The 12984-nt window shown below is 52.3% G+C and carries 11 protein-coding genes; 8 read left to right on the top strand and 3 right to left on the bottom strand.

Translation table 11 applies throughout. The annotated features are described in order from the left end of the window. The first annotated feature begins 41 nt into the window (after positions 1-41). The gene (locus tag ACTRXD_RS11745; protein WP_442431991.1) at positions 42-1019 is read left to right on the top strand and encodes a hypothetical protein; all 978 of its coding nucleotides are present in this window, start codon (positions 42-44) and stop codon (positions 1017-1019) included. Positions 1020-1265: 246 nt separating this feature from the next. Here ACTRXD_RS11745 and ACTRXD_RS11750 read toward each other — a convergent pair whose 3' ends face one another. From ACTRXD_RS11750 to ACTRXD_RS11760, 3 genes are all read right to left on the bottom strand, one after another. Then, on the bottom strand, positions 1266-1793 hold the full coding sequence (locus ACTRXD_RS11750; RefSeq protein WP_442431992.1) for a hypothetical protein: 528 nt from the start codon (positions 1791-1793) through the stop codon (positions 1266-1268). 59 nt (positions 1794-1852) lie between these two features. Beyond that, positions 1853-2326 (bottom strand): hypothetical protein, encoded by a 474-nt coding sequence (locus ACTRXD_RS11755; RefSeq protein ID WP_442431993.1) that lies wholly within the window; start codon positions 2324-2326, stop codon positions 1853-1855. Positions 2327-2430: 104 nt separating this feature from the next. Continuing rightward, a complete protein-coding gene (locus tag ACTRXD_RS11760; RefSeq protein ID WP_442431994.1) occupies positions 2431-3264 on the bottom strand; it encodes a sensor histidine kinase in 834 nt (277 codons plus the stop codon). Positions 3265-4057: 793 nt separating this feature from the next. Between ACTRXD_RS11760 and ychF the strand changes: the two genes are divergently transcribed. The 7 genes from ychF (at position 4058) to ACTRXD_RS11795 (ending at position 12726) form a co-directional block, all read left to right on the top strand. Then, positions 4058-5128, top strand: coding sequence for a redox-regulated ATPase YchF (ychF, locus tag ACTRXD_RS11765; RefSeq protein WP_442431995.1), 1071 nt, complete (start codon positions 4058-4060; stop codon positions 5126-5128). Positions 5129-5374: 246 nt separating this feature from the next. Beyond that, on the top strand, positions 5375-5731 hold the full coding sequence (locus ACTRXD_RS11770; RefSeq protein WP_442431996.1) for a PepSY domain-containing protein: 357 nt from the start codon (positions 5375-5377) through the stop codon (positions 5729-5731). 152 nt (positions 5732-5883) lie between these two features. Further along, positions 5884-6093 carry a hypothetical protein gene (locus tag ACTRXD_RS11775; protein WP_442431997.1) on the top strand — a complete coding sequence of 70 codons (210 nt, stop codon included), beginning with the start codon at positions 5884-5886 and terminating at the stop codon, positions 6091-6093. Positions 6094-6144: 51 nt separating this feature from the next. After that, positions 6145-6822 (top strand): heavy metal response regulator transcription factor, encoded by a 678-nt coding sequence (locus ACTRXD_RS11780; protein ID WP_442431998.1) that lies wholly within the window; start codon positions 6145-6147, stop codon positions 6820-6822. A 3-nt stretch (positions 6823-6825) separates the two neighbouring features. Then, positions 6826-8268, top strand: a complete 1443-nt coding sequence (locus ACTRXD_RS11785) for a sensor histidine kinase (RefSeq protein WP_442431999.1) — start codon at positions 6826-6828, stop codon at positions 8266-8268. A 160-nt stretch (positions 8269-8428) separates the two neighbouring features. Further along, on the top strand, positions 8429-9514 hold the full coding sequence (locus tag ACTRXD_RS11790) for an efflux RND transporter periplasmic adaptor subunit (protein ID WP_442432000.1): 1086 nt from the start codon (positions 8429-8431) through the stop codon (positions 9512-9514). Between the two features lie 95 nt (positions 9515-9609). Then, positions 9610-12726 (top strand): efflux RND transporter permease subunit, encoded by a 3117-nt coding sequence (locus tag ACTRXD_RS11795; RefSeq protein ID WP_442432001.1) that lies wholly within the window; start codon positions 9610-9612, stop codon positions 12724-12726. Positions 12727-12984: the final 258 nt, after the last annotated feature.

Genomic DNA, 12984 nt, shown 5'->3' on the forward strand with positions numbered 1-12984 from the left:
AATCTCCAGGGCGGGGACTTGGTGTCAGTTGGAAAGGTCAAATGATCACCCAACAAATCTTTGATGATGGTGGACGGAACTCTAAATTTATTCCGGTTACCTTCACAGAATCTGATGTCAAATTTGTTCCTAAATTTCTGGGTTGGTCGACCCGTTTTTGTGTTGAGACACCTGAAGGGAAAAATGAACTTTATCGGTTCATTACATCTCAACCAGCCGTAATTAACCCCCCCTTAGGTCCTGTGCTACATCTCGCTGGTCACTCGGGACAGGCTAAAATCAGCAGTGACTTAGAGATGAAAATGCCATTTCTTAAAGTCGATGAACCAGTGGTGATCTGGAGGATGCCACGCGGATTCATTTTATTGGATCGTCTAATGAAAAAAAACGACATTTCCTGGGCAACCATAGCCTCTTATTACGACTATCATGGGCGCGAAGGTAACGGGACCCATTACCACGAAAGCTATAGGTGGTTGGATGAAGCGGATGCCCTTGAAGGACAATGCCTCAAACTTCATATACCACGCGGGGATTGGATGTTTGCCAAAGGATCGCTCAACTTAATGATAGATATTCGGGAGGGTAGGGCCTCAATTTCGAAAAAAGGGGTCCTCAAAGGAAGTTTTTCGGAACAAATGTTGTCCATTGAACATGCAACAGTTTTTTCTCCTGGGAACATTCCTCTACCAATGATACCGTCAGAGTTTCGTCCTTTATCTGTCTCTGGCCCCATCCGCGACCTGGCTGATGAAGCTAACGACCTTCTTGATAAACAACACTTCCCAACAAAAAACAAATACCCGGAGGACTTTGCTAGGTGCGTTAACAGGATTCGTCGGGAGACGCGTATTGAAGTTCACCGCAAGCTCGCAGAAAACCATCCCGCCTGCAAAAATCTTGCGGAAATCATTACACAGTATCAACCTCAAAATGATGGTGAAAGAATTACGTGGCTAATTGAACTTAAAACTGCTATTTGGGAAGCTGCACGGTGTATAGAGGATCAAGTATCCTAGCGAAAAATTCAATCGCTTTTGAAGCTACCTCAAGAAATTAAACCTACGCTGAATTCCATCTCATCTATGTCTTTTCTTACATCTTGCCAGAGGCAAGTTCAAAGTCGATCCTGAGATAAAACGAAATTCCTTATCAAAATTCACCCATCCCTTTTCCAATTTTAGCTTTAGGAATGCAAGGATCTGGAGATCTTTCAATCTGCTCGACAACCAAAAATGGTCAGGCCCTGAGGCCTTCATTCACATCTACTTCAGTGGCTGGTGTCTGAAGAACTTCCCTGTTTTAGCGTTGATGAGCGTGCTTCTTCCTTCCGCCTGATCACTAACAAGATTCCAATAGGCGCCTTCGCTTTTGGTGCCTTGAAGCATGACATGGAGGGTAAACATGGCTCTGCGCTTCCCTTTGAGTCCTTTCTTTTTCGCTTCTGCCATCGCCTGGACACTATCAATAAAGTCTCCAGCCACGGCATCGGTGAAACTCGGCGACACTTCAGTCGTTTGGTCAATCTTGCTGCCCTTCACGTCTACCTTGTAACTCTTTTTGGCCTGAGGTGAATGGAAGAGAAAGCTCCATTTCTCCGCGGTGCCGTCCATATTTCCTGAGACGGTGATGATTTGGACCAGAACCGCGTCCGCCTGCCATTTGACGGCAGACGCTTGCGATTGCCCGAGTCCGGCCTTTGCCGTTTCCACACCCGCAAAGGCGGGAGACAAACAAAGAGACAAGGCGATTAGGGTCAGAAGGGGACACAGGATGCATAGTTTCGGTTTCATAGGATTTTCTCCTTCTAGGGCCTTGCTGAGAACACCTTTAAGACCTTCTCGCCATTCCCTCACACAGTTGCTTCAGTCGAGCGCTGCCCCAGTATCGCGTTAAAGCGTAGACACGTCGCTTCACAGGACGCCCGATGGTGACCCTCTGCGATATCTATCATCGTTCCATCCTGAATCGGGACGCGAGCGTAGAAGTATGGGGCACCTTCATCGTCAGTTGACTCGACCACTGTTGCAGGAGCGACGTCGGTACACGCCACAATTCTTTCTTCCTTCCTGAACGGGAAGCGCCATGTAATGAAGACATGTGAATCTGATTGGACGGTGACACGAAGGCAATGTTTGCTCGTGGAATATACGGTGAAACCCACCGCACCGATCCACAAGAGCGCCATCGCCCCAGTGACAATGATGGGAGAATAGCCGAATGGTGCCCCGCCGCGGATAAACACATATGTCATAACCGCAACAAGCACCAGGAAAATTGCCGAAAAGCCCCAAAGAAACGCGGCGACGTTGTTGCGAAATGTCATAGCTAGGCTGACTCCCAACTCAAGCCTTCACCTGTCTGGGCCGCCACCGGGAGCCGTGAAGTGAACTCATGCTATGAGCGCCACAACCAGCTCCGGCATTCGGATCAACCCCTGCGTTCCTTTCCCTCTTGCGGATCTGACTGGGTCATCCCCGATCCATGCACCGTTTCCCGGTATTGTGGAAGACGAAAAGAGAAACAGGCCCCCTGGCCAACCACGCTCTCACACCAAATCTGCCCTCCCACCCTCTCGATCAGTTCCTTGGCCACCGCTAAGCCGTACCCTGTTGAAAGCTCTCCTGCCGTAGGCCTCGGAGTGAGTAGTGCCCCGGGTTGGAAGAGTTTGGCCTGGTCTACCGGACTCAGACCCGGGCCTTCATCGCGGACACGGCAAACAACCCAATCCTGCTCAGGCTCCACTTCGACCCAGATCCGCTTCCCAGGGAATGAGTACTTCACTGCATTCGAGAATAAGTTATCCAGCGCGGCGGCCGTCGCCACACGATCCGTCCACACCGAAGGAACATCCGCAGGGGCAACCGAGAGACACTGAATCTGTTTTTGATCCGCAATGCGTTGATAAAAGATGCGGAACCGCTGGGCCATGATCGGCAGTTCCACCTTTTCGAAACGCAGCGTCGCATCCCGTCCTGTCTCGGCATTCACCATTTGGCTTACGGTGTGCGTCATCAAGTGAGTAGCATGCTTCAACGCTTCAAGCCCGGTGCGAACCTGGTCGTCCGGATGTTTCGCCAGCATTAATAGAAGCAATTCGACTGTCCCCCCTACTACGGTGAGAAAGTTATTCAGTGCATGTGCGGCAAAATGGACAGCACTTTCACTGACGACCGGCAATTTCTCCAGGTCATACAACACCTGCTCCAATTCTGCCCTGGCCTTGAGAATGCCTGACACAATCTGATTCTTGTCCTCCTGCATGAACTCTCCTCCCTGAGATGGATATTGGGGTCTCACCCCAGTCAGCGAAACCCACACAATCTTGAGGCTGACAATATTATCAGGACCATTAGGATTTCATAATGAATGCAATTGAACCTCTGATGCATGACGATGATGAATCAATGTTGCCACGCGGCTTTTCCACATTCGTTCTCCTGCTCACATCTCAATACGCTACGACTGCACAGCTTAATCAATTTTTCTTCAACCACCGAATTAAGTCAAGAAAAAACAGGCGATTGGGTACCCGGTTGCGGAAAGGAGAAAACCCGCAAGATCCGATCCTGAATTCCTCATCAATTTCGAGAGTTACCCGTGTTGAGGGACACCCCCATTCGAATCCAGATTTGCCCTGAACCTTCATGGCCAAACCTGCACGGCAATAGTTGGTTGGCTTACCACGTATAAAGGACCCCCATCCCCTCTTTGCACAAGCCCCCCTTTCCATGGTTCTTCTGGTTGCAAGCTCCATTGTCATACGGTCTTCCTAAGGGTGGATTTTAAAAAACGCTACACACATTCATCCCCTCGGACACAGTGGAGTGATCACATTCAAAATTTGCTATTCTGAAATCAACGGAAAATCCCGCTTCCTTCATGCCTGAATTGATCGGTATACAGTTTTCTGTTTCAACTTAAAGGTAGGGTACGGAGAAACGGCAGAAAAATTATTCACCTTTCGAGAAATTTTACGACGAGAGCATGAGCGGGTACGTATAGGCCTTTTGGCTCAAGGATCTGCAGGGTTCAAATTTGATACCTTGCATCTCCTATGGAAATTGGCATCGTCGGTCTACCCAACGTCGGCAAATCTACGATTTTTAACGCGTTGACCTCTGGAAACGCGGCCGCATCGAACTATCCGTTTACGACAATCGAGCCAAACGTCGGTGTCGTGGCCGTTCCTGACGCACGTCTTGGGCGCCTGACCGAGTTGGTCAAACCCAAGAAAACCGTGCCGACTTCCTGCCGTTTCGTCGATATCGCCGGTCTGGTTAAAGGCGCCTCTCAGGGCGAAGGGCTGGGAAATAAATTCCTTGCGAATATTCGGGAAGTCGACGCCATCCTTCACATGGTGCGACTCTTTCAGGATCCGGACGTGGTGCACACCATGGGCGGCGTGGACTATCGTCGTGATATCGAGGTGATTGAAACCGAATTAATGCTTGCGGACCTCGACAGTCTCACCAAACAGTACGACAAGGTCACGGCCAAGGCGAAGTCCGGAGACAAGGCTTCGAAAGAGGCTCTTGTGGTGCTCGATATTCTGAAGAACAGCCTCGAAGCGGGTAAACCCGCGCGAGCCCTGGGCCTCGAGCCGGAAATCCTCAAGAACTTTTTCCTGCTCACGACGAAGCCCGTGCTCTATGTCGGGAATACCGATGAGAATCCGGATCCGGCCACCCTTGCGGATTTTCATGCCTTCGCGAAGGAACGCGGCTCGGAATCGGTCGTGATCTGTGGCAAACTCGAAAGCGAAATCGCCCAGCTGTCCGGCGAAGACCGCGAAATTTTCATGAACGATTTGGGCATGGAGCAGAGCGGCTTGGAGAAGGTCGTCATCGCCGCCTACAAAACACTCGGGCTCTGCTCGTTCCTCACCTCCGGAGTGCAGGAGGTCCGAGCCTGGACCATTCCTATCGGAGCCAAGGCGCCACAGGCTGCCGGCGTCATCCACACCGACTTCGAAAAGGGCTTTATTAAGGCCGACATTTACGCCTTCGCGGATATCGACAAATACAAGTCGGAAGCCGCCCTGCGCGAGAAGGGCCTGATCCGCTCGGAAGGCAAAGAATACGTCGTCAAAGACGGCGACGTCTGCCACTTCAAGTTCAACGTCTAGACCGGCTTTTCCTTGCCGCCATGTTGGCGCGCACATTCGTATTCAGCCGACAACGCATTTTCCCCTCCCCATAGCGACCTTTACGTCTTTTCGCGTGCGTCGACAAGGGCCTATCTTGGCTCATGTTATTCTCTCTAGATGAAGAATCTTTCATGTCCGCTTCATATCGCCTTCATGTAGACAGTCTATGCTGTATTCATGAACAGCCGATTGCTTCCATTAATTTTTCACTAAGGAGGATGTATCATGAAGCGGTTACACTCATTCAGTTTATTGGGCGCCTCAGCGTTGCTATTGACTTCTGTTGGATTGGCCATGAGTCATGATGGCAAAGACAAAGCGGCCATGGCCAACCTGGCCACGTCGGTCACCATGGAAGAAGCCATCAACACTGCGACGACTCAATTTCCAGGCAAGGTGCTGGAAGCCGAGCTGGAAAGTAAAGACGGGAAGGGGATGTATGAGGTCGAGATCGTCAACGCCGCCGGAGAGATCAGGGAATTTGAGATTGACGCCCAATCGGGAAAAATTCTGAGCTCTGAACTCGAGGACGAGGAAGGGCACGAGAAAGGCGCTTCTCACAAGAATACCGAAAAATCCTAAGAAAACAGCAAGGCCCCATACTCAAGGGGGTGTGGGGCCTTCTCTCGTTTCCCCGCATTGACGACTCACAGGAGAAATCATGATTGAGTTGCGATGACATCCCATATTAGTTCATTTCCCCATCGCCTTGCCCTTCACCAGTGTGCTATTTGATGCCGCAGAAGCCTCTTTCAAATCGTGAAATCTTTCGTGACGGCGCCTTATGGCTTATTATTCCCGGTCTTCTCGAAGAGGTGGCTGCCGCCATGGCTGGCGATTGGGCAGTGGAAGCTGCTGAAAAGCCCGGAATTCCCGAATCGATGATTGGGACGCACGAGACGCTTGCCTTCGCGACTTTGGGATTTTGGGCAGTTCTCCTATAATGTGCCGGAGAACACCCGACCCGACCGATTGTAATTTTCAGTAGGAAACCCATGCGTATTCTTTTAGTGGAAGATGATTCAAGTGTGTCCGGATTTATTGTGAAAGGCTTGCGGGAAGAGCAATATGCTGTGGATCTCGCCACTGACGGTGAGATGGGATTGGCCATGGCCGAGTCCACACGCTATGACGTGATCATTCTGGATATTATGCTTCCCAAAATGAACGGCATTGACGTCTGCCGCCGACTTCGAGCGAAACGCCACACAACCCCAATTCTTCTCTTGACCGCACGGGAGGCCATTGAAGATCGAGTGACCGGTCTGGATACCGGCGCCGATGATTATTTAACGAAACCGTTTGCCTTTGCCGAATTATTGGCACGCCTCAGAGCACTTCTCCGTCGCGGCAGTGCCCTCCCCACACCTCGCCTTACGATCGCGAACCTGGAGCTGGATCCGGTGACCCATCGTGTTTCACGGGCAGGCCAAACCATCATTCTGACCAACAAAGAATATTCACTTTTGGAATATCTCATGAGAAACACGGGACGGGTATTGACCCGAACAGCCATTACCGAACACGTGTGGGACATTCACTATGAGTCCGTGACCAATATTGTGGATGTGCACATTAAAACCTTGCGCAGCAAAATGGATCGGGACTTTTCTCCGCAGCTGATCCATACGGTGCGGGGGATCGGCTATGTCTTAAAGATTCCGGAGGCCTAAACCATGCAGGCCTTTCGCACTCGCATACGTCGTGTGGCCTTAGGTTTTATTGTGATCCTCCTAGGCCTCTTTAGCCTGCTCCTGTACCTGGGACTATCCACAATTTTGCACCGCCATATCGATGGAGAACTGATGGCACTCGCACAGGAGGAAAGCCTCCGCGTGGACCTGGCGACGGACCATGTTCGTGTGTCTCCTCACCGGAAACATGAAGAAGACGAATTAGAAGAATTTGATGACGAAGAGGAGTTACAGCAGGCTATCCGCTACAGCGCCATCCTGGATCCCGCCGGCCATATTCTCTGGAGTGGGCAGAGTACAGAGAATCGCCTTCCTGTGACATCCCAACTTATCATGCAGGTCCTCGATGGAGAAACCGTTTTTGAAACCTTTCACAAGCCGGATCATCCGCCCATTCGCCGTATCTCAATTCCTCTCATCATCGAAGACCATGGACGGTTCATTTTACAAACGGAAAAATCCTTGCAATTTGTTCAGGAAACCCTTCAGTGGTTGGCATGGCTACTCTGTGGCACCTCCGCGATCTCCCTCCTCTTTGCCTTATGGGGAAGCGGACGATTGGCCGATGAAGCCCTGTCTCCCGTCAAGGCATTGAGTCAGACGGCGGAAACCGTGTCCGGGCAGACGCTTTCCACTCGTCTCACACTCAGCTCGCCCTACGCCGAATTTCAACGCCTCGCCCACACCTTTAACGGCATGTTGGACCGCTTGCAGCAGGTCTTTGAAGGACAACGTCGCTTCGTGGCCGATGCAGCCCATGAACTGAAAACCCCATTAACGGCGATGAAAGGCAATTTTGAGGTCAGCTTGCAACGGGCACGGTCGGCAGAGGAATACCGGGAGACCATTCTCTCCAACCTGGCTGAAGTCGACCGACTCACCGCCATGACCAAATCGCTCCTTACCCTTGCACAATTCGCCGGTGACCGCCCCCCACTCGTCTTGCAAACCCTTGACCTCCCGCCACTTGTCAAAGAAATCGTAGGCGAGTTGTCCGTGTTAGCACACGAAGGCGGTATCCATCTGCAGACTGAGTTTGAACCTGTTCCTCCTCTCATGGGAGATGCCTCACAGCTCAAACAAGCCCTGATCAATCTCCTGGATAATGCGCTCCGGCATACGCCTTCAGATGGAACCATCACCGTGCGGGTCAAGTCTCAGGATAGATCCATCCGGTTATCCGTGGAGGACTCCGGGCCGGGAATTGATTCCCAACATCTCCCTCACCTGTTTGGGCGATTCTATCGAATCGACCAGGCGCGGGATCGCCAATCAGGAGGAACAGGCCTGGGATTGGCGATCGTCAAGGAGATTATCGAAGGCCACGGAGGAACTATTCAGGCACAGAGTCAAGCAGGAAACGGCACCACATTCACGATCACATTCCCAACCGGGGAAGAAACACCGTTAACAGGAACACCATGATAGTATTTTACTGTAGGAGATTTTTTGTCCAATTGGGCCATTCATGAAGAATCTGAATCACAGACACTGGAGATGGCTCCCTGTTCTCTGTCTTATCGGGCTGTTCCCCTTTGGATGTTCCGACACCCAGCCACCAACTGACAGCCTAGCGGACACAGACGTGACGGCTTCCTTGCCCGATCTCGCTCCCTCTCCGGGACAGCTCTTTCACGTTGATTATGTCCCTGAACAAGCGCGTCAACGAATCCGAATTGAAGAAGTCAAAGAACGCCTGACCCCGCATTCAGTTTCGGCTCCGGGAAATGTCGCCCTTGATCTCGCGCACGTGGCAAAAGTTTCCTCTCGCATCCCCGGACAAGTGGATAAGGTGATGGTGCAATTAGGGGATCGGGTTACAAAAGATCAGCCGCTCGCGGCCGTGGAAAGCATGCGCTTGGATGAATTAGTCCAGGAATATCTGGTGGCCAAATCCAAATTGGATGTAGCCTCCAGCAACTTTAAGCGAACCAAACAACTCCTGGCTGAAAACATTATTTCCCAACGTCGTTTTCTGGAAGACCGCGGACAGCAGATTGAAACCCAGGCCGTCTATCAGCACGTTCGGGAAAAGCTCCTGAACATGGGACTCAGCCAACAAGAACTCCAGCAACTGGAGCATGGCAGTCATCTGGAAGGGCACAAATATTTGCTACGGGCCCCACTCAGCGGAACGGTGGTGAGCCAACAGATCGTGCTGGGCCAGGGCGTGGCGGCAGGAGACGAGTTCTTTGAAATAGTGGATACCAGTCGCGTGTGGGTGTTTGCCAATCTGCCCATCGAACAAGCCCGTCGTTTCCAGGAAGGTGATGAAGGCCAGGTTCTTCCCCGTGGCGGAGAGCCCATCACCGCCCGACTCACCTATATCGCCCCGGTCGCGGATGCCACCACTCGAACGATCCGCGTGCGGTTCGACGTCGAGAACCCGAAAGGCCGACTCAAACCCAATGAATATGTGGAAGTGCGGTTGATCGATCAACAACATCCCGCGTTATCCATACCATTATCGGCCTTAACGATGTTGGATGGCGTGCGCGGCGTATTCGTTCAACGGGACAATGGATACGATTTCGTGTTTGTCGAGACCGGCCGGGAAGGCGGCGGACTTGTGGAAATCACACGGGGTTTGAAGTTAGGAGAACACGTGGTCACCGAAGGTGTCTTCGACCTGAAAAACGCCATCATGAAAACCTCCATTCAGGGGGAGTAGGACGTGAGAAGTAAAAAGTTTGTTGTGAAAAGCATCCCTTTGAACAATTCCCTTTTTTCTTTTCACACCACTTTTCACACTATTGAGCCCTGTTAATGGAGCGTCTTCTTACTCTCTCACTTCGGTATCGGTTTTTTACCGTCGTTGCCCTTCTTCTGGTGATCGCCTCCGGAGTATGGTCGCTGACCAATCTCACGATCGACGCCGTCCCCGATCTCACCCCCGTCCAGGTGCAGATCCTCACCCGTTCCCCCGCGCTCGGTCCGATTGAGGTGGAACAATTCATCACATTTCCTATTGAAACCGCACTCAGTGGAATACCGGGATTACAGGAGGTGCGCTCAGTCTCACGTTATGGCCTATCGGCCGTGACGGCGATTTTTGAGGAACACCTCGATCTCTATTTTGTCCGACAACTCGTGAACGAGCGACTAACGTTAGCCACCGAACGCATTCCCGCCGCCTATGGACGACCGATGATGGGACCCTTATCAACCGGCCTGGGAGAAGTCTACCAATTCACCCTCACAGGCCAGGGGCACAGTCCCATGTTCTTGAGAACTCTTCTGGAATGGGATATTGGCAGGCGGCTTCGGGCTGTTCCCGGCGTGGTGGAAGTCAATATCTGGGGGGGAGAAACCAAACAATTTCAGGTGGTGGTCGACCCCGGCAAGCTTCTAGCATTCAATCTCACATTACAGACGGTGTTTGAAGCACTCGAACAGAACAATGCCCTCGCTGGCGGCGGCTACATAGAACATGAGCGGGAACAATATCTCATCAAGGGCGAAGCGATGGCTTCGACCATTACCGATTTAGGGCAAATTGTCGTGAGTCATGGGCCGGGTGGGGTTCCCATTTTCATTAGAGATCTGGGAGAAGTCAAAGAAGGCGCCGCCCTGCGGATAGGCGCGGCCACACGGATGGGAGAGGGAGAAACCGTCATCGGGATGGTTCAAATGCTCGCAGGCGCCAATGCCCAGCAAGTGGTCAAACGTGTGAAAGAACGCGTCCAGGAAATTCAAGCCACCCTTCCACCGGGAGTGGTGATTGAACCCTATTATGACCGGACCCTCTTCGTCTCAAAAGTCATCAACACCGTCAGAAATAATTTACTCGAAGGGGGTCTGCTGGTCATCGCGATTCTCTTTTCATTTTTAGGAGACGTTCGGGCCGGATTTATTGTGGCGTTGGCCATTCCCCTTTCCATGCTGATGGCCTTCACCGGCATGTATCACGCCGGCATCTCCGGCAACCTGATGAGCCTGGGAGCAATCGATTTTGGACTGCTCGTGGATGGATCGGTCGTCATGATCGATAACATTCTGCGACGGCTTGGAAACGTCACATGCCAATCGAAGGAAGAGAAGTTGGCGACGATTCAGGAAGCCGCACGGGAAGTGTTGAGGCCCATTGTGTTTGCAGTCGGCATCATCATCGTGGTGTACCTTCCAATTTTGTCGTTGCTCGGGTTAGAAGGCAAAATGTTTCGGCCGATGGCCATGACCGTCATTTTTGCCCTGGCCGCCTCACTGCTCTTTGCGGTAGCAGGCGTCCCTGTGCTGTCGTATTGGTTTGCCCGCGCCCGGCCGAACCATGAAGAAACCTGGCTCATTCGGCGTTTTCGCCGACTCTATCGACCATGGTTAGCGGTCTCTTTAAACCGGCCGGCGCTGGTGGTCCTCCCTGGCATCCTTCTGTTTATTCTCAGTCTGGTGATTGGATCCCGCTTAGGGATCGAGTTTGTTCCTCGATTAGAGGAAGGCGATATGGCCATTCAAGTCTGGAGGCTTCCCAGTGTCTCCCTGACCGAATCCGTGGAAACCGCTTTGGGCGTAGAACGGGCGTTACGCCAATTTCCCGAGGTCGTCCAGGTGGTGACCAGAACGGGAAGTCCGGAAGTGGCCACTGACGTGATGGGCATTGACATGTCTGATGTCTTTGTCATCCTGAAGCCTCGAAACGAATGGACCACGACCACTTCGAAAGAGACGTTGATCGAAAAATTTAAAACCGCCGTTCTGGCAGAGGTTCCCGGCGTGGGACTCAGCTTCACCCAGCCGATTGAGATGCGATTCAATGAACTCATTGCCGGCACCCGATCCGATCTTGCTATCAAAATTTTCGGAGAGGATCTTGAGGTCTTACGCCATCAAGGTGATGTGGTAGCTCGTGCACTCGAACAAGTGCCCGGCGCTGCCGATGTGAAAGTGGAACAGGTCACCGGTGTCCCCAGGATTCGGATCACCGTTGACCGTGACCAAATCGGGCGATACGGGCTGAGTGCCAAAGACGTGTTAGGTATTATTGAATCCGTCCGGGTCGGCCAAACTGTCGGAACCGTCTTTCAGGGGCAACGCCGCTTTGATCTGATTGTCCGCTTCTCTGATGAGACATCGGCCGGGCCGATAGCGCTTGGCAACATCCTGATCCCCACCGCACATGGTGAACTGGTTCCCTTGTCCCGCGTCGCGACTATTGAAGTCGATGAAGGCCCTGCGCAAGTCAGTCGAGAAAATATTCAACGCCGTCTGGTGGTCGAAGCCAATATCCGTGGTCGGGACCTCGGCTCATTTGTCACCGAAGCCCAACAGGTTATCCGCGACCGCGTCTCCCTCCCACCCGGGTACTACCTTGAATGGAGTGGACAATTTAAACATCTCCAGGAGGCCTCACGGCGGTTGGCTGTGGTGGTGCCGATTACCTTACTGCTTATCATCGCCATTCTTTCGGTGATTTTTGGAACGATTCGTCCGGCCCTGCTCATATTTCTGAATGTGCCCCTCGCTCTGTCGGGCGGGATTTTTGCCCTTTGGATTCGAGGCCTGCCGTTGAGTATCTCGGCGGTAATCGGCTGTGTGGCCCTCTTCGGGATCGCCGTCTTAAACGGTGTCGTATTGGTGAGCCGTATCCAAAGACTGGAAGCCAAAGGGCTTCCGACCCGGGACGCTGTGGCACAGGGGGCCATGGATCGTCTTCGCCCTGTCTTAATGACCGCCCTCGTCGCCAGTCTGGGGTTTTTACCGATGGCCGTTGCCACCAGTATGGGAGCCGAGGTCCAACGGCCTCTGGCCACAGTCGTGATCGGCGGTTTGATCACATCCACGGCCTTGACCCTATTTATTATTCCAGCGCTGTACGGCACCGTCTGCCGTTCCAACAAACAACCAGCCATACCCCATCAGTCTCACACCAGCACCACCTCAACCTGAGAAGGATGGTGTTGTCACAAGAAGGGAACATGTCATGTGGTTCAAACAGATCATTTGCCTCATCATGCTATACGGTCTCTGCTGGCAGCCGGTGTTGGCAGCGACTGACACCACACCACAGGCTGTGCCCCGACCTATGGTCTGCAAGATATTCTGGCCATGGCCTTAGAGAAAAATCCCCTTATGAACGAAAGTGAGGGGATCATCGAACAAAGGGGGGGGGAGGAGATAAAATCTCTGCCTCCGTTTATCCCAACC

Source organism: Nitrospira sp. T9 (assembly GCF_052156535.1).
Taxonomy (GTDB): Bacteria; Nitrospirota; Nitrospiria; order Nitrospirales; family UBA8639; genus Nitrospira_E.

Bases quoted from the DNA above. Each gene is read 5' to 3' on its own strand.
- ACTRXD_RS11785 (WP_442431999.1), top strand. From the start codon at position 6,826: ATGCAGGCCTTTCGCACTCGCATACGTCGTGTGGCCTTAGGTTTTATT.
- ACTRXD_RS11770 (WP_442431996.1), top strand. From the start codon at position 5,375: ATGAAGCGGTTACACTCATTCAGTTTATTGGGCGCCTCAGCGTTGCTA.
- ychF (WP_442431995.1), top strand. From the start codon at position 4,058: ATGGAAATTGGCATCGTCGGTCTACCCAACGTCGGCAAATCTACGATT.
- ACTRXD_RS11750 (WP_442431992.1), bottom strand. From the start codon at position 1,793: ATGAAACCGAAACTATGCATCCTGTGTCCCCTTCTGACCCTAATCGCC.
- ACTRXD_RS11775 (WP_442431997.1), top strand. From the start codon at position 5,884: ATGCCGCAGAAGCCTCTTTCAAATCGTGAAATCTTTCGTGACGGCGCC.
- ACTRXD_RS11760 (WP_442431994.1), bottom strand. From the start codon at position 3,264: ATGCAGGAGGACAAGAATCAGATTGTGTCAGGCATTCTCAAGGCCAGG.
- ACTRXD_RS11755 (WP_442431993.1), bottom strand. From the start codon at position 2,326: ATGACATTTCGCAACAACGTCGCCGCGTTTCTTTGGGGCTTTTCGGCA.
- ACTRXD_RS11780 (WP_442431998.1), top strand. From the start codon at position 6,145: ATGCGTATTCTTTTAGTGGAAGATGATTCAAGTGTGTCCGGATTTATT.
- ACTRXD_RS11795 (WP_442432001.1), top strand. From the start codon at position 9,610: ATGGAGCGTCTTCTTACTCTCTCACTTCGGTATCGGTTTTTTACCGTC.
- ACTRXD_RS11745 (WP_442431991.1), top strand. From the start codon at position 42: ATGATCACCCAACAAATCTTTGATGATGGTGGACGGAACTCTAAATTT.